Genomic DNA, 21,282 nt, shown 5'->3' on the forward strand with positions numbered 1-21,282 from the left:
TCGGCTCGCGGGTCGTCGCGCCTGCGCGACGACAGGGGCTGTCGCGCCCCCGCGGGGCGCGTCCGCTGCGGTCCGGTGCCCGTCGCCGGTCGGCGGAGCCGCCTGCGGCGGAGTCGGCCGGCGGCGGTGAACGCACCGGACCTGTCCTGCCGCCCCGAAGGGGTGTCCGCTGGGGTGCTCGGGGGCCTGCCGGTCCGGAGGGTTGCCCTCCCCCGGACCGGCGGGCCTTGGTGTCAGCTGCGGTGGAGCGTGTGCCGGGCGGCCGGGTCGGCGTCGGCCAGTCCGGTCCGCTCGCGCCATGCCTGGCGGACGGCGGCGCGGAGCGCGTCCCCGTCGTCGTAGGCGAACCGTCCCCGGCGCAGGTTGCGGACGATGTCGCGGAACGTGTCCTGGTGCATCGTGGTCAGCGTGTCGTCAAGCGGGGTCAGCTCGTGGGGGAACATCGCCTGGACGCTGTCGCCCGGCTGCGGGGCACCGAGGGTGAAGAACCAGACGACCGCCATCGTGGCCTCGTCGGCGAACTCCGGCCCGCCGAATGGACCGACGACGACGGCGGGGCGGGTGTCGAGCTGGTGGCCCCGGAACCAGGGCCCACCGATCACGAGCGTCGCGGTGGGGAAGTCCTGCACGGTCGGCTTCGGTGCGGTGGTGAGCATGTCGTGTCCTGTCTGGTGAGAGATTCCGCCGGGGCCGTTTGGCCCGGCGGCGGTGCCGGTCGGGGGGTTGCCCTCCCCCTTCCGACACCATTAATTAAACCATGTTCTTGGGTCTGGGTCAACCCGTCACGGCAAGTTCGCGGCGGTGCTCGGCGGCCGTCTTGACGGCGCGGGCGATAGCCCGGCCGGTCTCGATGGCCCGGACGGCGGCACCGGGGGCTTCTTGTCCTGGGTGATGATGCCCGCGAGCGGCGGCATGACGGCGGGGCCCGGGGCGATTCCGAGGATGAGCGCGGCGACGTGGGCGGCTGAGGCGACTTCGGCGGCATGCTGGCCGGGAAGGGGGGCGTCCACCTCGGGGATGCGTCGCCACGCGTGGCCGTACAGCAGGATGCGGACGGCATTGTCGGGGGCATCCTGGGTGAAGTCGAACCCTCCGGCCTGCTCCGGGTCCTCGTGGTACTGGTCGCGGTACTGGTACACCAGGACATCGCGGATGACCTCGGCGGCGAACGGGGCTGCGGCGGGCGGCTCGTAGGCGTCGCCGTCCGTCTGGCTGATGTCGAAGACCGGCCCGGCCTTGAAGCCGGAGACCTTGCGCCCCTGACTCTCGGCGGCCTCGCCTGCGGCCTCTCGCTGCCCGCCGTCGGGGGCTGCGGCCGTGGCCTCCTGGGCATCCTCGGTCCGGCGCTTGATCGGCGTCCAGATACGGAGGGAGGTGGACCCCTTGACCGGGAAGCGTCCCACCTTTCGCCAGTCTCCGGAGCTGAGTACGTGGGTCGCGTTCGGGCACTGGGCGGCGATGGCGATGCAGTTGGTGGGGCTGCGGTCGTCGCGGTCCGGGTGGGTCAGGTTCGCAGCCGTGCGCATGACGGCGGCCCAGAATTCCTCGCTGCCGACCATCGCGCCGTACGCGCGATCCATGACGGCTTCGAGTTCGCCGCGCATCTTGGCGGAGTAGGCCCGGCGCTCTTCGTCGGTCATCTTCGGCTTACGGGGCATGTCGCGGTCCTCCTGGTGAGAGATCGGCGTCCGGGGCCGGCTGACCCTCGGGGGTGTCGGCCGGGGGGTTGCGCTCCCCCTTCCGACACCACTAATTAAACCATGTTCTTGGGTGAATGGCAACCCCTTAAATCCAGTACAACCCTGCTTCGTTGCTCACGGCCCGGTATGCGGCTATGACCTCGTCTTCTATTTTCGTCCAGTGTTCGAGGATATCGGGGGCGGTCTTTTTGTCGCTGGCTGCGCGCGTCGCCCTGCGCCACTCGATGGCGATTTTGAGCGTGCGGAGTTGGGACCGGGTCAGTTCCCACCGGCCGGAGTCCGGGAGTTGATCGCCGTAGGCCATTGCTACGGCGTTGTTGATGTGTTCGGTACCGGACCAAACATTATGTGCGGCTTGGAGAGCAAGAGCGCGCTTGAGGGTGCACCGCAGGTGCGGGGCCTGGACGATCCATTGCGGCTCGATGGTGAAAATGTCGGCGCTCATCACGGGGCCTTTCCCTGTGGGGGGCGGCGCGCTACGGGAACGCGCCGCCGGGATTGATGGGGGCGCTTAGAGGGCGTATCCGTCGACGTATTCGCCGTACTCGTCTTCGGAGGTCTGAACGCTCGGGAGAAAGCGACTCACCGCGAATACAACGGCGTCGGCGATAGTCCGGGGCACGTCGTTGAGTACAAGGCTCACCGCATCACCGTCGAGCCCGATACGGACTTCTCCCGGCTCAAGATTCATGTAGACAAAGGCCGTTGTACCGTCGATGCGGGTTCGCGCTCCGGGAAGTCGCTCGGAGAGGTCGCGTGCGGCTTCCTCGACGTCCCGGCGCATCTCGGCCTGTGCGCGGTTGTGCTCCATCACTCGCTCGTGAACGTCACGGTGCGCGGGGATGAGGTCGGCGGCGATCCGGGCCGCGATGTCCGCCGGGTCCTCGGTCATGGCGACTCGGACGGTGTCGCGCTCGCCCCTGCGGAACGGGTAGTCGGTGGCGGGGAACGCGCCTCGGATGTGCAGGTGACCAGGGTCATCGAACCGCTCGGAGAGGTGGAGCTGTCGGCCGTCCAGGTGGGTGAAGGTGGCGGCGTGGTCCAGCTCCTTGACGCCGTGGCGTGCGGGCTGCGGTCGCCAGTTCCCGCCGAGTTCAAGCGCGATCGGGTGGGCCAGCTCCGCGACGGTCAGCGGCATGTTCATCCCTTGTCTCCTGGTGAGAGAGGTTGTCGGCGGCCGGTCGGCCTGCCGTGTGCCGGTCGGGGGTTGCCCTCCCCTTCCGACATCACTAATTAAACCATGTTCTAGGGGTTGGGTCAACCCGAAAATAGGCTCCGACCTGCCCTTTTCCCGTTCCGCCGACCCGCACCCGCTCGGCCGGGCCCGGCCACAACAGGCCTGGGCGGGGTTCCCTCCTCGGTCGGACAGCTCCGCCGTATCAGGGTTCCGGGCGCGGTGTCCTGGCTCGCGTAGCGACCGCGCAGCGGCTCGGCCTGGACGCCGTGACCGGGTTCCTGATACGCCCCTTGGGGTGTCCGGCCGAGGAGGGAACCCCGCCTTCACCACCCGCACCACAACGGCGCGGCACCCAACCGACCAGCCCCCACCCCCTCCGAGGAGGACCCGCCGGAGGCAGCCTTTCGCTCTGGCCGGCACCCAACCAACCCGTCGCAGGCGTTCCGGAGTCGGGGCAGTTCAGGGGGTGAATCGGTCGTGGCGTGAACCGGGACACATTATGCGGCGCCGCCAGCACCAGTACCTCGCCGAGGAGTTCGAGCGTCGCCTCCGGGCACTGTAGGACGTCGAGGTACCGGCGTGTTGGAGGCCAGACGGATGCGCCGCGCGCCCCCTCAACTGGTGGTTTAGATATCAGACCATTCTGAAAGCGGGCGATGTTCTCATAGCGTGGCCACGCCGCAGCCGGTGAAGGCAGCGGCTATCGCATCAGAGGGGAATTGCATGTCCATGAGCAAGAGGACCCGGGCAGTCCTGGGGACCAGTGCCGCGCTCAGCCTCCTCGCCGGCGGAGCGTGGGCGGGAATCGCGGTGGCCGCAGCTCCGGGCGCGAAGGTGACCGCCCCCTACGCGCAGGCCGCCGCTGTGATCAACTCCGACGGCAGCGTCAACCGGTCCAAGGGCATCGCGGCAGTCACCAAGCCCTCCACGGGGAACTACTGCGTGGAACTGGAGGACAAGGACCTGGACATCAAGAACCTGGTGCCCAACGCCACTCTCCAGCGCAAGACCTTCGACTACGACGTACAGATCTCCATGTGGCCGGACCCCACGTGCGGGAGCCGCACGGACACCTTCCTCGTCCTGACCGGAAGGCCCGGAGCCTTCGGGGACGCGGCCTTCTCCATCGTCATCCCCTAGCCCGGTAGCGATGCAAGGGCCGTCACGGCACGCTTCGTGCGCCGTGACGGCCATCCGCAAGCGCCAGGCCGCCGTCGACGCGTAAGTGTCATCACGCTTGGCGCCAGGGGGCCCTATTGAAGGTGCAGGCTGTCGAGCGCGTCGGACACGACGCCGGCCTCGGTGACGTCATGGGCCGTCTCGTTGTCGAAGGTGTGTGCTTCGCCGGTGGCGTGCGCTTCTTCGACGGCCCAGCCGTCTGCCTGGGCGGCTCCGGTGAAGGAGAGGACGGTTCCTGCGAGGGCACCTGCTACGAATACGCGCTTAATGGTGTTCACCGACCGCTAACGATCACGGAAGGTCATGGTTACCGCGCGACGCCGAATCCCTTTTCGTCTAGGAACGACTTCACTATGCCGGTCTGCCAATCGGCCATGTCCGTGCCTTGCGTTGTTGTAAGCCATGAGCGACAGGACAGTCACCGTCCCGCATCCGCCACGGCCGATTCTGATGCTTGGGCACTATTGGGCACTGCTAGCCCGCCGAAGCAGTGCCCGACCGCTCAGAGATCGCCGTCCGGATTGAACTCGTACTCGAATACGTACCGAAGGTTGTCGTACGTCTTGGACTCCGACGGAGCGGCACTCCTAGCCTTGAGGGCGATCTTGAGCGGTCCTCCGGTGAAAATGGCTACCGGATTGCCCTGCCCGTCAACGACGGGGAGTTCAGCGGGAAGTGCCTTGCCGCCGCTGACGACCAGTGTGGCCGTACCGTCCACGTAACGCAGGCTCAGTGAGCCGATGTCCTCCGGCTTGACCTCATCGACCGGGAGCAACGTCACGTCGCTGGTCTCAGGGGTGATCACCGTCGTCGGGAAGGCCCTCAAGCCGGTTACCTCGGGCGTGGCCTGCTCATCAGACATGTCTGCGTCCCTCCCTGGCCAACTCCCTGTTGACCAGGGAGGATCTCCCCATTACCTCATGTCCTCACACCCGGAAGCCTGCATTGCTTGCAGGCCGATCGCACTGCGCTTCCCCGGTTCGCCTGGTCGACCTGCCGGGCGCCCTGGAGACAAGTCTGCGGAGACGGGTCTCCTTCCGGGGCGAGCTGACGTTGGATGGCGCACGCGGTCTCGGGCATGGGGTGTTCCTCGGGGTCTCGGTGGTGCAGTCGGCGGCGGACGGTGCCTCCGTCGGGGAGGTGCCGCCCGTGGTCGCGCGGAGCGCGACGGAAGTGCTGTCGTGCCCGCAGGGCACGCCCGTTTTGGCCCGGCGTCCGGACGGGCCGGGAGGGCCGCCTGCGGCCCGGACGGCTCGGCCGGCTGCGAGCCGGGCCAGGCTGAGCCGTCCCGGAGGGACGCCCTTCGTACGGGGCCGGTGAGCGGGGCCGGCCGCCGACGCGGGCGGACCCGGACGGTGATGGGCGGAGCGTGGGGTGGGCGGCTCGATGCCGTCCACCCCACGGCCCGGCGGGCGGGGTCCGGCCGGGCGGTGCCTCCCGCCCGGCCGGGGCCTGCTACGCGGCGACCGGTTCGCGTGCGGCGACGCGGCACCGCGTGAGTACGGTCTGTGCGGTCTCGCCGTAGATGCTGTGGTCCTTGACCGTGCCGGTCAGCTCGACCTCGTCGCCCTGGTCGGGGACGTCGGCGGCGCTGCTGAACCAGACGAACACGTTGCCCTGCGGGTCCTGGAACTTCACCAGTCGGCGGCGCTGGGTGTGGTAGCCGTACGTCCGACCCTCCAGCTCGATCACGGTGGTAACGGTGGCGGGGGTGGTGATGCGCTCGCCCACGGTGCCCTGCGGCTTGCTGTTCTGGGCGGCCCGCTCGGTGGCCTCCTTCTCCTGGTCGCGGTACCAACCCGCGATGGCGGACACGAGCGTCGGCAGGTGGCGCGGGTCGACGGTCTCGCCCTTCGCCAACTGGCCCACCTTGTGGCGGTAGTCGGAGAGGCTGCCGTATCCCTGGACGGCCCATGCCCGGACGGCGGCGGCGGTGGTCGGCGCGTCGGGGTCGGCGTCGATGTCGGCCCGCCATTCCATCGGGGCCTTGCGGTCGAAGAAGTACGCTTCGACGCCGTCGGCGGTCGGCCGGGTGTTCTTCCACTGCTCGGACCGGCTGTAGAAGCGGCCCTCCGTGTTCACGATGGCGGCGGTCACCCGCAGGACCTCAGCCACCGGGACGCGGAGATCGGCCGGGATGCCGCCCTCTTCGCCGTCCCAATCGGAGTCCTTCAGCGTGCCGAACCGCCAAAGGGCCTCAAGGCCCTTGATCGGCAGACCGGTGTACGGCTCGACACACGTGGTACCCAACTGCCGCATCTCGCCGTTCTCGTGGCGGGCGAGATAGGTGGCGGTGCGGTGGCGGGCAACGGCGCACCCGTGGCAGAAGTTCTCGATGGCGCGGTACTGGCGCGCGGCCTCGGCGTCCTGCTCGGGCAGACCGGGGAACAGGCTGGTGATCGTTTCGCCCTCCGCGTCGTGGTCCAGGCGGGCAATGACGGTCCAGCCGTGGTGACGGGGGATGTCACCGGAGACCGTCACGGTGACGGTGGGCCGCTTGCCGATCAGGCGGCCGTCAGTGTCGTGGTAGTCGGCCAGGAAGGGCGCGGAGATGTCGAGCGTGTACGCGCTGAGGTGGTGGACGGCGGCGCGGGCGTTGGTGGCCTCGACAAGCTGACGGACGCGGGACTGGGCCGTGGCGGGGATGGAAAACCGCATGGCTGCGCTGGTCATCGTGAGTGCTCCTGCTGGTGAGAGAGGAATCGAGCGCCCGGCCAGGCGGGTTGCCCTCCGCGACGGCCGGGGTCGGGCCGGCTGGCGGCCCGTGGGACCGGAGGGGGGTTGCCCTCCCCCTCCGACACCATTAATTAAACCATGTTTTGGGGGGTGGGGCAAGCATCCCGGCCGGGGATGTCGAGTGCGGCGCGGTCGCGCAGGAACGCAGCGAACAAGGCGGCGGTGTAGCTGTCGGCGGTGCCGTACGTACGGCGGCAGTCCAGCGCGCCGATGCGCTCGCCCCGGTGGCGGACCGGGAACGGCTGGCCGGGGGCCGGGATGGCGAGCGCGTACAGTCCGCGCGGGGTGTCCACGCGCAGGACGACGGCGGCGGCCTGGTGGTCGTAGGCGGCGGACCAGCGGGCGGGCCCGATACCGAACTCCGCGAGACCGGACGCGATGGCGCGGGCCTGCATGATGTCGGCGGTGGTGCTGGGGTCGGGCTCGGCGGGAGCGGGGACGCATCCGCAACCGTGGTCGTCGGCGTAGGTCTCGAACAGAGCTGTACGGGTCACTGTGGGGCTCCTGGGGTGCCGGGGGCGGGCAGTTCCCGCCCCCGGCCTCGGGCGGCTGAGGTGGTTAGGCGGCGGCTTCGTCGTCGCTGGCAGGGTCGTCGCCCTCCTCGGCCTCCGGCTCGCTCGCCTCCTCGTCGGTGCCGGTCTCCTGCTCGGTCTCCGGCTCGCTGCCGGACGTGATCGCGGCGCGGGGCTTCTTCTTCGACGGGTCGTAGGGCTCCTCGTCCACGACCGACTGCTCAATGGGCGTGAGCGGGTACCCGAGGGACGCGAGCACCTGGAACCACCGGCCGGTGGGCTTCCGCGTCCACGGGGCGTGCTGGCTGTCCGTCCGCCACGCCGACCGGTTCGCGCACTTCTCCCGGACGGCCGCGATGGCGGCGAACTGGAGCTGAGGGGCCCGGCGTGGGTCCTTGGCGACGTGCCCGGCGAAACTGCCCCGATCCTTGGCCTGCTCGGTGTTCAGGCCCAGGAATCCGGCCAGGATCTCGGTGGTGCCCTCCTTGTTCAGATCGTCGGAGATTCCCCAACTGCCGTTCAAAAGAGCGTTATTGACGTGACCGATCAGGGTGTTGGTGGTGTTCTTCGGGAGGTTCCGCCGCTTGATCAGGTCCGTGATCCACTTCCGGCGCAGGGCCTCGGCCGCGTCCCAGTCGATGTTCCCCTTCTTGACGGCGGCGCGGGCGGCGCGCTCGGCCTCCTTGTCGGCGGTGGTCATCGTGCCGCCGCTGGCGCTGGCACCCTCGGGCACCGTGTGCCCGTACAGACCGGGAGCGGAGCAGTAAGGCTCGTACCGGTCCCCCCGCCGCTCATCGAACACCCACACAAGCCCCTTGCACTCGGCGTGCTCCTCGGTGCTGATGCCGCGCAGTCGCCACACAGGCGTGGCCCGCTCGGACAGCTCCTCGGCGTCCCTGATCTTCTGCCCGGCCGTCTCCAGCTCCGCGCGGTGCGCCTCCGCCTTGACCCGCTTGTCGCGCTTGGTCCGCTCGATGGCGATGGCCCAGTCCACGTCTCCCTCGTCGGCGTCATCCTCGGCGGCGGCCTCGGTGATCGCGGCGAGCGCTTCGGCGTCGTCGGCGAACTCCGAGAGCGCGGCCAGGTGCTCGAAAGTCCACTCGTAGCTGCCCGCGCCGCTCACGGCGGCGCTCAACTTCTCGTCAGACCTGACCTTGACCAGCGTCTTGACGTCCTTCTGCCGAACACCTGCGGCCTTGGCGATGCGGCCGACCTGCGCGCCCGCCTCGGCGGCGCTGAACATGGCCTGGTTCATCTCGGACGGGCTGAGGCTCTTACGGTGCTGGGCGGTCGTGATCATGTCGAGGAACTGCCCGGCCGCGTCACGGTCGTCGTCCTCCCACTCGTACGGCAGGTGGGTGAGACCCGCGTCCGTCGCTGCGTGGTAGCGGCGGTTTCCGTCGTTGACCTGGAGGACTCCGCCGTCAAGCCGCTGGATCTTGACGGGGATGCGGCACCCCTCGGCGCGGAGCGATTCCACGAACGGCGCGTTCAGGTCGAGGTCTTCGCGGGCGTTCTTCGGGTGCGGGGTGAGCGCGTCGATCCGGATGACGGGACGGGGGGTGACCGGCACGGTCTCCAGCCCTGCGGCGACGGCGGCGGCCAGTCGCTGGAACCCGTCGATGATCTGCGGCACGTCGCCGTGGGTGCGGACGACGTACAGCGGCTCCACGACGCCGTTGTCCTTTACGTCGGCCAGCAGTTCAGCCGGGGCCTCGATGTCGCGGACGTTGCCGGGGTGCGCGGCAAGTTCGGCGACCGTGAAGGTCGGCCACGGGGCAGGGGCAGCCTGGACGCCGGCCTGGGTCTTGGGGTTCGTCATCGGTCCTTCTTCTTCCTGGTGAGAGTTCTTCGGGCCGTTCGGCCCGGTGACGGTGTCGGCCGGGGGGTTGCCCTCCCCCTTCCGACACCATTAATTAAACCATGTTCTTAACAGTGGGGCAACCAGGGATGCTGTGATCGCCGTCACTCGCGTGCAGGGCTGCGGCGGCGCGAATCATCGCGGCGGCCTCGGCGGTCGTTCGCTCGGGCTCGTCCCCCCAGCACCACAGCAGGGTGCGCCGGTAGGCGTCCTCCGTGAGCTTCAGCTTTCGCCACCGGACGCCGGACACGGGGCGGCCGTTGATGTGGTCGCTGAGCACCACAAGGGAGTCGAACAGGGCGCGCTGGAAGACGTGCCACGGCTCACCGCGTACGGACCAGCGGGGCCGGGCGGAGCGTACGCCGCGCTCCCACGCGTGCAGCACGGTGCACGGGGCGGTGTCGCCCATTCGGCCGGGCTGCCAGAGGTGGTCACCCTGGTAGAGCCCGACGCGTTCGATGTGGTTGGCGGCGGCCGTGAGGATGCGGGCGGGGGTGGCCGGGGGCCTTCGTGACGGCACGGTTATGCCTCCTGGGAGGGGTCGCGGGCTCGGCGGCCGGGGGCGGCGAACGGCCACCCCCGGCCCTGTCGGGGTTACGCGGCTATGGACCCGGCCGTGCTGCGGCCGATCCGCTTACCGCCGATGTCGGCGCGGCTTCCCGCGATCCATCCGGCTCCGTACCCGTTGCCGGTCATGGTGGTGGTGCCGCCCTTCCGTGCACGCGGGTAAGCCTGGTGGTAGCTGCGCGAAACGACGGCCTTGCGGTCCGCAAGCACGAGGGCCGCGCTGCGGCCGGTGGCGCTGGTCTCGCCCCTGGCCTCTTCGCGTGCGCCGCGCTCGGCCTCCTCGATGCGGTCACCCACCCGGTTGATGAAGCCGAGGAGCCACGACCGACGCCAGGCACGCGCCCCCTGGCCCGGCGGGACCGACTGAGCGGCCAGTCCGCTGTTCATCTGGAGCAGAAGAGAGGTGTAGAGCAGTTCAACGCGCTGAAGGTCGCTCGCATACCCGAAGATGTGCACCCGGCGGGCCGGGCCGCTGCCGTCACGGCCAAGGTGGATCAGCTCGCACCCGAGAGCGAGCGCGATTCGGTTGATGAGGCGGACCCGCTCCATCGCCCACGGGTTGTCCAGAACGATCTTGCGGTCCGTCGGGGCATCACTGGCGGGGTTGGCGTCGCTGAGCATCGCCTGTTCGACGCCGTACTTCGCCATCATCTCGAACGCCCGCTTCCGGGCAAGCTCCGCCTCCGACTCCGGCGTGCGGGGGTCCTCCGCCTTGGCGAGGAGAGCGCGGATGGTTTCGAGCTTCGCGGGGGCCTTCGTGGTGCTCACGGTCGTTCTCCTGGTGAGAGAGGTTGTCAGCGGCCGGTCGGCCTGCCGTGTGCCGGTCGGGGGTTGCCCTCCCCTTCCGACATCACTAATTAAACCATGTTCTAGGGGTTGGGTCAACCCGAAAATAGGCTCCGACCTGCCCTTTTCCCGTTCCGCCGACCCGCACCCGCTCGGCCGGGCCCGGCCACAACAGGCCTGGGCGGGGTTCCCTCCTCGGTCGGACAGCTCCGCCGTATCAGGGTTCCGGGCGCGGTGTCCTGGCTCGCGTAGCGACCGCGCAGCGGCTCGGCCTGGACGCCGTGACCGGGTTCCTGATACGCCCCTTGGGGTGTCCGGCCGAGGAGGGAACCCCGCCTTCACCACCCGCACCACAACGGCGCGGCACCCAACCGACCAGCCCCCACCCCCTCCGAGGAGGACCCGCCGGAGGCAGCCTTTCGCTCTGGCCGGCACCCAACCAACCCGTGGTTCGAGATGTCCGCGGACCTGTGCCTACGGTGCGCGCGACGAGCACTGATTTCGAACAGGACTGGGGGCACGGGTGAGCACCACTTCGGCAGGACCGGTGAGCGCGGCGGACCTGCGGCGACGGGTTCGCGCTGCTGAAGCGCTGAAGGCGAAGACGCGGGAGATGGCAGCTACGAACGCGCTGAGCGCGCGTGAGGCCGCGGTGAACGCAGCCAAGGCGAAGGAGGAGGCCGACGCCACGGCTCGGGAGGCTACTGCTGTAGTTCTGCGGCTGTTCGGCAACGATGCCGAGTTGGTCTCGGAACTGCTGGGCGTGCCGGCGGAGGAGCTGGAACGCGAGGCGAAGCCTGTTACCGCCGCTCGTGCGAAGGAGATCATCGAATCGCTGCGGGCCCGTGCCGAGCGCCCCCGCCCCACCCGGGCCCGGAAGCCTCGGGCCGATGCGGCGAAAGCGGCTTCTTCGGCCTCGGGCACCCCGGCCCCGGCCGTCACAGGGGACGGTAGCCGGGCTGATGCCTCCTGAGAACGACCTTGGGCCCGGACTCTTCCCGCTCGCGGCGGTGAACGAGTCCGGGCCCGTTCACGTTGATGAGCAACTTGCCCTCATCGGTGAGCCAACGCCCGTGCGCATACCGGCTGTTGCGTGGTCAGTCTGGCTTGCCAACGAGTCCGTTCAAGCCAGGTACTGGGCAAAGGTCTATCGAACAGGGTCAACCGAGGACTGCTGGTTCTTCTTCGGCGGGATCTCCAGCACCGGCCACGCCAGCTTCAGGGCCGCCTCGCGGCCGGGCAGGACGCGACGCGGCACGGTGCCGGGTCACCTCTACGGGTACCAGCTCGCGCACGGTGTCATCCCTCGGCTCGGTTGGGGCACCGACAGCCCGACCGTCTGCCACACCTGCGACAACCACTCCTGCCAGCAGCCGACGCACCTGCGACTGGGGACAGCGGCGGAGAACCGTGCCGAATGGCTGGCCCGCCGCAGAGACCCGGGTAGCCCCCTCGCAGACCTTCGCGGCCCGGCCGGACGCTCCCGCGCCATAGGCACTGCTATCCGGGCCGGCCGGAACGGCGGGGAGTCCGAATCGGAGATCGCAGCACGCATCCGTGCGGCGGTTGCGGCGGGCCGCCCACTCAGCCTCTGGTGACGACTGGCCACCACCGAAAGATCCGCCTTTGGATAGAACGTGACACGCACTGGACCACACCGCGCCCTCGTGTACGTGCTGAACGGGCGCTGGCTGTCCTGCGACGTTGGTGCTGTGAGGGGCATTGCATGTGCCCTTATGAGTGACGGCACCGATTCGCTTCATCGATCTTGGTTCACCCGATAGGCGGATGGAATGGTTGCCTCCGTTTCCTTTCCTGCCGCGCTCGTTGGAGCAGAGTGCGGCGTTCTCAGCAGTCCCTCGCATGCGGTCGCCGCACACGTCACGCCGAACCACAGGAAGGAGGCACCGTATGCATCTGACGCCGCATGAGCAGGAGCGTCTCATGATCCGTCTCGCGGCCGATCTGGTCGAGCGACGCCTCATTCGGGAGCCCACTCTCAAGCTGAATTACCCAGAGGTCATGGCGCTGTTCTCCGCCTACGTCCTGGAGGAGGCGCGCCACGACACCAAGACGGTCGCTGAACTCATGGATACCAGTTTGAGCGATGTGGCGGAGGAGATCGAACAGCGCCACAAGGACCTCAACAACCCACTCTCCCTGCCGAAGACGACGACCACTCCGGGGATGACGACCAAGCCGGCCACGCAGAAGACGCCGGGTGCGTCGACCACGGCGCCCCCGGCGCCAAGGCCGACCATCAGCCTCATGCCGGGCGTGAGGGAAATGATCGTCGATGTGCAGATCGAGGCGACGTTCAAGGACGGCACCAAGCTGGTGACCATCCCGCACCCGTTCGGGGAAGACAAGGCACCGGTGTACCCGGGCCAGTACGAACTCCTCAAGGACGACGACGATCAGGACCGGGCGCCGTACAGCCCGAACCGGGTGTCGTACAACCTGGACCCGAGCGGCAACTTCCCGGGCGGTGACAAGCTGTGGGCGAGGAACACCGCGGACCGCCCGATCCAGGTCGGCTCCCACTTCCACTTGGAAGATGTCAACCCGCAGCTCCGCTTCTACACGGAGGTGAATGGCCGGGCGTCATCCACGCCGGCTGTCGTGACGGGGAAGCGGCTGCATATCGCAGCCGGTACCTCGGAGCGGTTCGAGCCGGGTGTCGAGCGTGCGGTATGGGTGGTGCCCATCCGGGGGCTGGGACAGGTGAAGGGACTCAAGGCCGGCAAGACCGCTCCGAACTGGACGGCCCCGACCTCATCGAGTGGCACGGCCCCGACCTCATCGAATGGGACGGTGTGATGATGGGTACTCCCCCCAACCAAGCAGCTTCCGTTGTCTCTTCGCAACCGCCGGGTCCTAGTTTCACCGTTCGCCCTCCGGTACCGCTGAAGCGGGAGGACTACGCCACGCTCTACGGCCCGACGACCGGTGACAAGGTCCGGCTTGCCGACACGGACCTCATCGTCGAGATCGAGGAAGACTGGTGCGGCGGGCCGGGGCGCAGCGGCGACGAGATGCTGTTCGGCGGCGGCAAGGTCATGCGCGAGTCGATGGGCATGTCGCACCGTGCGCGGGACAATGACCCCGACACCAAGCCGGGCGAAGAACCGATGGACACGGTGATCACCGGTGCGTTGATCATTGACCACTGGGGCGTGGTGAAGGCCGACGTAGGCCTGCGAGGCGGGGTGATCAAGGCCATCGGACAGGCTTACAACCCGGAAACGATGTCGCCGAAGCCTCAGACTTCGACCAAGTCGTATGCCTCGAACTTCGTGGTGGGGCCGGACACCGAGGCGATCTCCGGGAACGGGAAGATCCTGACCGCGGGCGGCATCGACACGCATGTGCATTTCCTGGGTCCCGGACAGATTCATGAGGCACTCGCGTCGGGCGTGACCACGCTCATCGGCGGCGGTACCGGTCCTGCGGACGGCAGCAGGGCCACCACGATGACGCCGGGCTGGTGGCACCTGGAGCAGACCTTCAAGGCGCTGGACGCCTATCCGGTCAACATCGGCCTGTTCGCCAAGGGCGGCACGATCAATCACAAGGCGCTGGAGGCTCAGATCGAGGCCGGCGCCATCGGTATCAAGGTCCACGAGGACTGGGGTGCCACTCCTGCTGCCATCAGGACGGCGCTGGATGTCTGTGACACCCATGATGCCCAAGTCGCCCTGCATGCGGACTCGATGAACGAGTCCGGGTTCGTCGAGGACACCTTTGAGGCGACCAAGGACAGCAACGGCAAGCCCCGGAGCATTCACGTCTTCCATGTCGAAGGCGCCGGCGGCGGGCACGCACCGGACATCATGAAGCTGGCCGGGAAGGAAACGGACCCGAGAACGGGTGTGGTCAGGGAGTACACGAATGTGCTGCCCGCGTCGACCAACCCGACCCGGCCCCTGACGGTCAACACGGTCGCTGAGCACATGTACATGATGGTCATCTGCCATCACCTCAACCTCAAGGTCGAGGCTGACGAGGCGTACGCGGATTCGCGTATCCGGCCCTCCACCATGGCCGCTGAGGACCTGCTGCACGACATGGGTGCCATCTCGATGATGTCTTCCGACTCGCAGGCCATGGGGCGTATCGGCGAGATGGTCACGCGGACCTGGCAGACCGCACACGTCATGAAGAAGCGCCACGGGCCCCTGCCGGAAGACGCCACCCACGGCAACGACAACTTCCGCGTCAAGCGTTACATCGCCAAGTACACGATCAACCCGGCCATCGCCCATGGCATCGACAAGTACGTCGGTTCGGTCGAGGTCCCGCGCACCGCCGAGCTCAAGGTCGCGGATCTGGTCCTGTGGGAGCCGAAGTTCTTCGGCGTGAAGCCACACATGATCATCAAGGGCGGGCAGATCGCCTATGCGCAGCTCGGTGACGCCAACGCGTCGATCCCGACACCGCAGCCGTACCTGCCCCGACCCGTGTGGGGAGCGTGTGGCACGGCTCCGGGAGGCAACTCCTTCAACTTCGTCGTGGTAAAGGCCAACGACATCAAGAAGGACTACGCGCTGACCAAGGAGGTGAAGGTCATCACGTCCACCCGCGACAAGACCAAGCGGCACATGGTGCACAACGATGTGTCGCCAAAGATCACGATCGACCCCTCCAAGTTCCAGATCACCATCGGTGAGGGCGGGGGAACGACCTCGCGCCAACCCGGAACGAAGGCAGGCGATGTCCCGCCCAACGCGCCGGGCGCATACCGGGGCACGACCAAGGATGCCGTCGCCGAGGTAGAAGGCGACCTGATGTTCGACGCGGAAAACTACCCGACCCCGGCCGCGGCGCCAGCCACAAGCCCGCCCCAGGGCAATGGCCTCTACGAGACCGAACTGCCGATGGCACAGAAGTACTTCCTCTTCTGAGCGCGGCGGCTGGCCCGGCGGTCCACCGCCGCCGGGCCGGCCGCTCGGGAAGTCCGTCCACCTGACCTCCGTACCTGCGAAAGGCAGGCCACCGCTCTCATGAGCCATGCCGCCCTGCTCGTCCTGGCCGACGGCCGTTTCCCTGCCGGTGGGCACGCCCACTCCGGCGGTGTGGAGGCCGCGGTCGCCTCGCACGGTGTCCACGACGCCGCGAGCCTGGAGGCGTTCTGTCGGGGCCGCCTGCACACCGCCGGGCTGACCGCGGCCGGCCTCGCCGCCGCGGCCGCCACCGGATACGACCCGATGGCGCTGGACGAGGCCGCCGACGCACGCACCCCCGTACCTGCGCTGCGGCAGGTCGCCCGCAAACTCGGCCGGCAGATGCTGCGGGCCGCCCGGGCCGCCTGGCCCTGCCCCGAGCTCGACCAGATCGCCCACTCGCTCCCGAAGGGCGCCCACCAGCCCGTGGTCCTGGGCGTCACCGCCCGCGCCGCCGGCCTGACCCCCTCGGATGCCGCCCAGTGCGCCGCCTACGAGAGCATCGGCGGACCGGCAACGGCGGCAGTGCGTCTGCTGAGCCTCAACCCGTTCGACGCGACCGCCCTGCTCGCCCGGCTCGCCGGTGAACTCGACGACGTCGCCCACGCCGCCGCCGACGCGGCAGCGCGGATCGATGCCGAAGGCGTCGGGGTTCTGCCCGCCGCGTCGTCGCCGTTGCTTGACATCACCGGCGAACAGCACGCCGCTTGGTCCCAGCGCCTCTTCGCCTCCTGACCCCCCACACCGTTCGGAGAACGCCATGCACCTCGACCACGACACGATGCTGCCGCACCACCACACCCCGAGCGCCGAGGCCCTGCACCCCGACGGCAGGCGCCGCGCTCTGCGTATCGGCCTCGGCGGGCCCGTCGGGTCCGGCAAGACCGCCACCGTCGCCGCACTGTGCCGCGCCCTGCGCGCCCGGCTGTCCATCGCGGTCGTCACCAACGACATCTACACCCGCGAGGACGCCGAGTTCCTGCTCCGCGAAGCCGTACTGCCACCGGAGCGCATCACCGCCGTCGAGACCGGAGCCTGCCCGCACACCGCGATCCGCGACGACATCTCCGCCAACCTCGAAGCCGTCGAACAGCTGGAGGAGACACTGCCCGCACTAGACCTGATCCTCATCGAGTCCGGCGGCGACAACCTCACCGCCACCTTCTCCAAGGGCCTCGTCGACCACCAGGTGTTCGTCATCGACGTCTCCAGCGGTGACGACATCCCCCGCAAGGGCGGCCCCGGCATCACCACCGCCGACCTCCTCGTCATCAACAAGACCGACCTCGCTCCGTACGTCGGCGCGGACCTGGAGACCATGGCCGCCGACGCGAGCAAGCAGCGCGGCGACCTCCCCGTCGTCTTCACCAGCCTCGCCTCGGACGACGGCATCCAGCCGGTCGCCGACTGGGTCAACGGATGCCTGTCCGCCTGGCATGCCGAGGTCGCCGTATGACAGCCGCTGCACCACGTACACGCCCGGCGCCCACTGCGGAACACCCCACGCCGACGCCGGTCGCCGAAGGAAACGAGACGGACAGCGGGCGGACAAACGGGGCACCCGGCGTCGGGTGGGTGCACGCAACTAACCCCGAGATCTCCGGAGTCGAGGCCACCGCTTTCATCAGGGCGGCCTACGACGGCTCCGCCACCACCGTCCCCGTCCGGCGCAACAGCGGTCCCTTCCACCTGAACCAGAAGCGATCCCACGGCGGGTGGGCCCGGATCAGCGTGCTCAGCTCCATGTGCGCACCCCTCGGCGGAGACCGACTCGCACTCGACATCACCGTCGAGGAACACGCCAAGCTGGAGGTGACCACTCCGGCCGCCACCATCGCGCTGCCCGGCGCCACCGGCGCCCCCGCGACCTACGACGTCCGTCTCGCCGTCGCCGACCACGCCATGCTGACGTGGCTCCCGAAGCCCCTGATCAGCACCCAGGGCAGCACCCTCCACCAGACCTGCACCATCGACCTCGCACTGACCGCCGCCGTCATTGTGCGCGAAGAGCAACTCCTCGGCCGCATCCCCGAGCCGCCCGGCCACCTCACCACCCGCCTGACCGTGCACCGAGGCGGCCGCCCCGTCATCGACCAGCACGGCGTCTACGGCGGGAGAGCACCGGCATGGGACGGCCCCGCCGTACTCGGCAGATACCGCGCCACTGGTCAACTTCTCGTCGTGGACCCCTGTCTGGGCAGCGACCACCCGCCGGTCCTCTTCGGCGACGATCCCGACAGGGGCCACGCCGTTCTCACCCCACTCGCCCGGCACCCCGCATACCTGGCCACCGCCGCCGGCCGCGGCCTCCACGACGTAGGCGAACTTCTGGACGCAGCACTTGAGCACATCCGGAACATGTGGACCGGACCAGAGAGCGAACCACAGGTCCGGGAATAGTGCGGCCCCGCACAAGCGTGACGACACCAAAGATCAACGTCACCATGGACATCTCGCGCCATCACTGTCCGGCGCACGGCGGCACCAGCCACCTCCGGCCCGACGAGCCACAAGTCCTGGAAAGTGGGACGTCTTCACGGGAAACGGCGGACCACGATCGCCACCCCGTACTCGACGGTGCACAAGTTCATCCGGTGCTCGTCGACGTACTTCGGCTCGGTTGAGGCCGACGCCTCGGCAATGGAGGCGCTGAAGCAGCTTCCGCACCTGATCGACCGCAAGAAGTTACCCGCTACAGAGGTCGCGCAGGAACCCTGACCGGGTCGTGGCGGCGCCTGGTGTTCGCCGTCCTCGGAGCCGAACCCGGACTCGCGGACAAGGCGGCCTACGCGTTCCGCGTACTGAAGCACCCCAACCGCACCCTGCGCCCGCCGCGACGTGTACGCGCGGCGGGCGGACCGGTGGGGTGACTCGCGGGCCGAGCTTCTGGCCGGGGACCGCGGGGTGTCCGCCCAGCCGACCGTTGCTCAGGGCGCTCGGTCTGGAGGTAGAGTCCGCCGCCCCTGGCCGTTCCGTTCCCCCCCCGAAGGCACATGAAGAAGAGCACATTCCTTCGAGTGACGGGCTAGACCTGGCGCGTCAAGCCTCGGTGCTCGTGAGATCGGCGTCCGGATGCTTGGCACACACCTCCAGAGCCTCCATCCGGGCCTGCTCGAAGGCTCGGACGACAGCCGACTTGTTGATTCCCCGAGCGTGCGCCTCTGTGTTGGCGTGTGGGCGGAACTCGGTCCGGAACTCTGCGGCCCGCGTGGTGAAGCCGTCGTGCTCGAACTCCCACGTCCACCGGCTACTCACCGGAAGCGGCTCGTACGTCAGAGTGCCGTCGGCCTCGTACGAGGCCAAGGCGTAGTGCACGAACTGCCGCTCCGGCATCCGGGACCAGACGGAGCCGCCGCCGGTCCACCGCTCGCGCTCCTCTGGGCCAAGGGCTCCGCGGCGGGCAATCTTGCCCTCTGGCCAACCGTCTGCCCGCATTGTCGCGATTTCTTCCTCGTGGTCGTCGTTCCACTGGTCGGTGATGTCCTGTGCATGCTCGCGGTCCGCGAACGGCACCTCCCGACCCCCCAGCGTGACGACAAAGACCGGGTCGTTCTCGTGCTCTGCATCGGCATCGTCCCGCGGCATGTCGCTGGCGTCCTTCCAGGTTTCCTGAGCCAGTCCTGAAAGCTGTCGAGGGACGTGGGGAAGACCGTCCGTGGTGGCGGCCAAGCCGGAGCGCTCCAGGAAGCCGGGCAGCGGGGCCGTGGGGTCCATAGCCCATTCGATGGCGGCCATGACCTCGTCATCCAAGGCGTCCAGAAGGTGGCCGTAGCGGTCCACGGTGGTGGTGATGGACTCGTGGCCAAGCCGTCCCTGGATGGCCGGCAGCGGAACCTTCGCTGCGATCAGCCACGATGCGTGGGAGTGACGAAGGTCGTGGATGCGCGGTCGCTTGATCAGGCCGTACTTCTCTGCGGCCAGCTCGATCGCGGGTATCCAGCGCAGGCGCCGGAAGGTGCCGGGGTCCCACTTGCCACCTTCGGGACCGGTGAAGATCAGGGCGTTGGGGGCCAACCCCTTTGCACGGCGCCGAAGCATCCGGTCGAGCTTGTGCGTGATGACGACGGTGCGGCGCGACTTCCGGGTCTTCGGGGGGCCGAGGATGGACTTGCCGTCCTCGTCCTTCTTCCAGGCCCTCTGTACGCGGATAGCCGGGCGCCCGTTGCGACGCCGGAGGTCTCGCGGCTGAAGCGCGGTGGCCTCGCCCCACCGGAAGCCGGTCTCCGCGATGGTCTCGCCAAGATCCTTGGCGTCGTCGCGAAGGCACTCGTAGATCCAGGCCCATTCCTCGCGTTCGAGGAAGACCATCTCCTCTTCGTCCTCGGCTCCGTCGAGCCGGGGCAGACGGGTCTTCGCGCACGGGTTGGACGCCCGCAGTGACGGTTCTGCATCGACAGCTGACTGCATGATCGCGCTGAGAAGACCGTGCTTGTTCTGGACGGTCTTCGGCGCGTAGGCAGTCCGGGGCTTCCGATCACGCGGGTCGAGCGGGGCGAGGCGCCCGGCTTCGAGGTCGTTGACCCAGTCCTGGACCATCGTCCGGACAATGCTGCCCTCGCCGTCCTCCACGGAGTACGGGCCGAACCAGGGAGCCATGTTCTCCCTGATCTCCTTCTTGTACTTGCTCCGCGTGTCGCCCTGGATACCGGTGAGGCGATCGACGTAGGCGAGCGCGAAGGGCTCGAACATGGTGTCCGCCCGCCGCCGGTCCGCAACAAAACCGTGACCTCGGGTCCAGCCCGGAGGCCACTGCTGCCCGTGCCCGTTCACCAGATCACGGAAGCGCTCGGCGGCTGTCTCGTCCTCGAAAACCTCGGACTCCTGCTTGCCGCCACGGGCTCCGCCGGCCCTCCACATCACCGTGAAGCTGGCCGTTCCGTCGCGCTTGTCCCGTTTCTTGATGTACGCCATGTGGGGCACCGTAAATCAGATCGGTGCTGACACGGTGCTGACGTTATAAACACAGAGAGGTCCCCTGACCTGCGTTTCCGCAGGTCAGGGGACCTCTACTGATGTGGAGCCTAGGAGAGTCGAACTCCTGACATCTGCCTTGCAAAGGCAGCGCTCTACCAACTGAGCTAAGGCCCCGAAAAAAGGGTTGCGTCACCGAGTGGAACAGCGCTCGGCAACCGACGCACCAACAGAGTAGCGGGTGACCCCCGTATTTCCGCAAACAGAATTGGGGCTCCCCGTCCGCGACCACTCTCCGTAAGATGCTCCGCGAGGTTCGCAGCAGCGAAGGGGAGACGCAGATGGACGCAGCACAACAGGAAGCCGCGGCAAGAGCCAGGGAGCTTCAGCGCAGTTGGTACGGGGAACCGCTGGGGGCGCTCTTCCGCAGGCTCATCGACGATCTGGGGCTCAACCAGGCCCGGCTCGCCGCCGTGCTGGGCCTGTCCGCGCCCATGCTGTCCCAGCTGATGAGCGGCCAGCGCGCCAAGATCGGCAATCCGGCGGTGGTCCAGCGCGTCCAGGCACTGCAGGAACTGGCCGGCCAGGTGGCCGACGGAAGCGTGAGCGCGGGGGAGGCGACCGACCGCATGGAGGAGATCAAGAAGTCCCAGGGCGGTTCCGTACTGAACGCCACCAGCCAGACGACGGCGAGCTCGGGCGCGCCGACCGTCCGGCGCGTGGTGCGCGAGATCCAGTCGCTGCTCCGCTCGGTGGCGGGTGCCGGGGACATCATCCATGCCGCGGACTCCCTCGCCGCCGACCATCCGGAACTGGCAGAGTTCCTCCGGGTGTACGGCGCGGGGCGCACCGCGGAGGCGGTCGCCCACTACGAGGCGCACCAGAGCTGACGGACCGCCCGGAGGGCACG

General features: G+C 68.6%; 21 protein-coding genes and 1 tRNA gene. 9 read left to right on the plus strand and 13 right to left on the minus strand.

The annotated features are described in order from the left end of the window. Window positions 1–233: 233 nt before the first annotated feature. The 4 genes from ACIQM4_RS11500 to ACIQM4_RS11515 form a co-directional block, all read right to left on the minus strand. Window positions 234–656 carry a DUF6409 family protein gene (locus ACIQM4_RS11500; RefSeq protein ID WP_356359998.1) on the minus strand — a complete coding sequence of 141 codons (423 nt, stop codon included), beginning with the start codon at window positions 654–656 and terminating at the stop codon, window positions 234–236. 126 nt (window positions 657–782) lie between these two features. Then, entirely contained in the window at window positions 783–1,658 is an 876-nt protein-coding gene (locus tag ACIQM4_RS11505) for a hypothetical protein (protein ID WP_401589355.1), read from the minus strand. A gap of 127 nt (window positions 1,659–1,785) precedes the next feature. Beyond that, complete coding sequence (locus tag ACIQM4_RS11510; protein ID WP_381179781.1) at window positions 1,786–2,145, minus strand: hypothetical protein; 360 nt, start codon at window positions 2,143–2,145, stop codon at window positions 1,786–1,788. A gap of 66 nt (window positions 2,146–2,211) precedes the next feature. Next, entirely contained in the window at window positions 2,212–2,844 is a 633-nt protein-coding gene (locus ACIQM4_RS11515) for a hypothetical protein (RefSeq protein ID WP_401589358.1), read from the minus strand. 762 nt (window positions 2,845–3,606) lie between these two features. On the opposite strand from ACIQM4_RS11515, the gene ACIQM4_RS11520 reads away from it, so the two are divergent. Then, window positions 3,607–4,017, plus strand: a complete 411-nt coding sequence (locus ACIQM4_RS11520) for a hypothetical protein (protein ID WP_401589361.1) — start codon at window positions 3,607–3,609, stop codon at window positions 4,015–4,017. 113 nt (window positions 4,018–4,130) lie between these two features. Here the strand turns inward: ACIQM4_RS11520 and ACIQM4_RS11525 are convergent, their stop codons facing one another. The 7 genes from ACIQM4_RS11525 to ACIQM4_RS11555 form a co-directional block, all read right to left on the minus strand. Then, window positions 4,131–4,334 (minus strand): hypothetical protein, encoded by a 204-nt coding sequence (locus ACIQM4_RS11525; protein ID WP_401589363.1) that lies wholly within the window; start codon window positions 4,332–4,334, stop codon window positions 4,131–4,133. Between the two features lie 224 nt (window positions 4,335–4,558). Next, window positions 4,559–4,918, minus strand: coding sequence for a hypothetical protein (locus tag ACIQM4_RS11530; protein ID WP_401589365.1), 360 nt, complete (start codon window positions 4,916–4,918; stop codon window positions 4,559–4,561). A gap of 593 nt (window positions 4,919–5,511) precedes the next feature. Continuing rightward, window positions 5,512–6,729, minus strand: coding sequence for a hypothetical protein (locus ACIQM4_RS11535; RefSeq protein ID WP_401589367.1), 1,218 nt, complete (start codon window positions 6,727–6,729; stop codon window positions 5,512–5,514). A 134-nt stretch (window positions 6,730–6,863) separates the two neighbouring features. Further along, window positions 6,864–7,286 carry a hypothetical protein gene (locus ACIQM4_RS11540; RefSeq protein WP_401589370.1) on the minus strand — a complete coding sequence of 141 codons (423 nt, stop codon included), beginning with the start codon at window positions 7,284–7,286 and terminating at the stop codon, window positions 6,864–6,866. Between the two features lie 64 nt (window positions 7,287–7,350). Continuing rightward, window positions 7,351–9,126, minus strand: a complete 1,776-nt coding sequence (locus ACIQM4_RS11545) for a ParB N-terminal domain-containing protein (protein WP_401589372.1) — start codon at window positions 9,124–9,126, stop codon at window positions 7,351–7,353. 94 nt (window positions 9,127–9,220) lie between these two features. After that, window positions 9,221–9,685, minus strand: a complete 465-nt coding sequence (locus tag ACIQM4_RS11550) for a DUF6197 family protein (RefSeq protein WP_401589374.1) — start codon at window positions 9,683–9,685, stop codon at window positions 9,221–9,223. Window positions 9,686–9,759: 74 nt separating this feature from the next. Continuing rightward, window positions 9,760–10,500: a DUF2786 domain-containing protein gene (locus ACIQM4_RS11555; protein ID WP_401589376.1), complete on the minus strand. Its 741-nt coding sequence runs from the start codon at window positions 10,498–10,500 to the stop codon at window positions 9,760–9,762. A gap of 541 nt (window positions 10,501–11,041) precedes the next feature. Between ACIQM4_RS11555 and ACIQM4_RS11560 the strand changes: the two genes are divergently transcribed. The 7 genes from ACIQM4_RS11560 (at window position 11,042) to ACIQM4_RS11590 (ending at window position 18,179) form a co-directional block, all read left to right on the plus strand. After that, a complete protein-coding gene (locus tag ACIQM4_RS11560) occupies window positions 11,042–11,491 on the plus strand; it encodes a hypothetical protein (protein WP_401589378.1) in 450 nt (149 codons plus the stop codon). A 938-nt stretch (window positions 11,492–12,429) separates the two neighbouring features. Then, on the plus strand, window positions 12,430–13,338 hold the full coding sequence (locus ACIQM4_RS11565; RefSeq protein ID WP_401589380.1) for an urease subunit gamma: 909 nt from the start codon (window positions 12,430–12,432) through the stop codon (window positions 13,336–13,338). Window positions 13,339–13,340: 2 nt separating this feature from the next. Further along, window positions 13,341–15,422 (plus strand): urease subunit alpha, encoded by a 2,082-nt coding sequence (gene ureC / locus ACIQM4_RS11570; protein ID WP_401589383.1) that lies wholly within the window; start codon window positions 13,341–13,343, stop codon window positions 15,420–15,422. 99 nt (window positions 15,423–15,521) lie between these two features. After that, a complete protein-coding gene (locus ACIQM4_RS11575) occupies window positions 15,522–16,196 on the plus strand; it encodes an urease accessory protein UreF (RefSeq protein ID WP_401589385.1) in 675 nt (224 codons plus the stop codon). A 25-nt stretch (window positions 16,197–16,221) separates the two neighbouring features. Then, window positions 16,222–16,917, plus strand: a complete 696-nt coding sequence (gene ureG / locus ACIQM4_RS11580; RefSeq protein WP_401589388.1) for an urease accessory protein UreG — start codon at window positions 16,222–16,224, stop codon at window positions 16,915–16,917. A gap of 119 nt (window positions 16,918–17,036) precedes the next feature. Beyond that, entirely contained in the window at window positions 17,037–17,861 is an 825-nt protein-coding gene (locus ACIQM4_RS11585; protein WP_401589390.1) for an urease accessory protein UreD, read from the plus strand. Window positions 17,862–17,984: 123 nt separating this feature from the next. Beyond that, window positions 17,985–18,179: a hypothetical protein gene (locus ACIQM4_RS11590; RefSeq protein WP_401589393.1), complete on the plus strand. Its 195-nt coding sequence runs from the start codon at window positions 17,985–17,987 to the stop codon at window positions 18,177–18,179. Between the two features lie 321 nt (window positions 18,180–18,500). Here ACIQM4_RS11590 and ACIQM4_RS11595 read toward each other — a convergent pair whose 3' ends face one another. After that, the gene (locus tag ACIQM4_RS11595; RefSeq protein ID WP_401589395.1) at window positions 18,501–20,372 is read right to left on the minus strand and encodes a tyrosine-type recombinase/integrase; all 1,872 of its coding nucleotides are present in this window, start codon (window positions 20,370–20,372) and stop codon (window positions 18,501–18,503) included. Window positions 20,373–20,476: 104 nt separating this feature from the next. After that, window positions 20,477–20,549: transfer RNA gene (locus tag ACIQM4_RS11600), tRNA-Ala, on the minus strand. Window positions 20,550–20,713: 164 nt separating this feature from the next. Here ACIQM4_RS11600 and ACIQM4_RS11605 point away from each other — a divergent pair. Next, window positions 20,714–21,262, plus strand: a complete 549-nt coding sequence (locus tag ACIQM4_RS11605) for a DNA-binding protein (RefSeq protein WP_401589397.1) — start codon at window positions 20,714–20,716, stop codon at window positions 21,260–21,262. Window positions 21,263–21,282 lie beyond the last annotated feature (20 nt).

The sequence above is a fragment of the Streptomyces sp. NPDC091272 genome, from assembly GCF_044757485.1.
GTDB lineage: Bacteria > Actinomycetota > Actinomycetes > Streptomycetales > Streptomycetaceae > Streptomyces.

Excerpts from the sequence above, each read along its gene's own strand:
- ACIQM4_RS11500 (WP_356359998.1), bottom strand. The coding sequence starts at position 656 with ATGCTCACCACCGCACCGAAGCCGACCGTGCAGGACTTCCCCACCGCG.
- ACIQM4_RS11505 (WP_401589355.1), bottom strand. The coding sequence starts at position 1,658 with ATGCCCCGTAAGCCGAAGATGACCGACGAAGAGCGCCGGGCCTACTCC.
- ACIQM4_RS11510 (WP_381179781.1), bottom strand. The coding sequence starts at position 2,145 with ATGAGCGCCGACATTTTCACCATCGAGCCGCAATGGATCGTCCAGGCC.
- ACIQM4_RS11515 (WP_401589358.1), bottom strand. The coding sequence starts at position 2,844 with ATGAACATGCCGCTGACCGTCGCGGAGCTGGCCCACCCGATCGCGCTT.
- ACIQM4_RS11520 (WP_401589361.1), top strand. The coding sequence starts at position 3,607 with ATGAGCAAGAGGACCCGGGCAGTCCTGGGGACCAGTGCCGCGCTCAGC.
- ACIQM4_RS11530 (WP_401589365.1), bottom strand. The coding sequence starts at position 4,918 with ATGTCTGATGAGCAGGCCACGCCCGAGGTAACCGGCTTGAGGGCCTTC.
- ACIQM4_RS11535 (WP_401589367.1), bottom strand. The coding sequence starts at position 6,729 with ATGACCAGCGCAGCCATGCGGTTTTCCATCCCCGCCACGGCCCAGTCC.
- ACIQM4_RS11545 (WP_401589372.1), bottom strand. The coding sequence starts at position 9,126 with ATGACGAACCCCAAGACCCAGGCCGGCGTCCAGGCTGCCCCTGCCCCG.
- ACIQM4_RS11565 (WP_401589380.1), top strand. The coding sequence starts at position 12,430 with ATGCATCTGACGCCGCATGAGCAGGAGCGTCTCATGATCCGTCTCGCG.
- ureC (WP_401589383.1), top strand. The coding sequence starts at position 13,341 with ATGGGTACTCCCCCCAACCAAGCAGCTTCCGTTGTCTCTTCGCAACCG.
- ACIQM4_RS11575 (WP_401589385.1), top strand. The coding sequence starts at position 15,522 with ATGAGCCATGCCGCCCTGCTCGTCCTGGCCGACGGCCGTTTCCCTGCC.
- ureG (WP_401589388.1), top strand. The coding sequence starts at position 16,222 with ATGCACCTCGACCACGACACGATGCTGCCGCACCACCACACCCCGAGC.
- ACIQM4_RS11595 (WP_401589395.1), bottom strand. The coding sequence starts at position 20,372 with ATGGCGTACATCAAGAAACGGGACAAGCGCGACGGAACGGCCAGCTTC.
- ACIQM4_RS11605 (WP_401589397.1), top strand. The coding sequence starts at position 20,714 with ATGGACGCAGCACAACAGGAAGCCGCGGCAAGAGCCAGGGAGCTTCAG.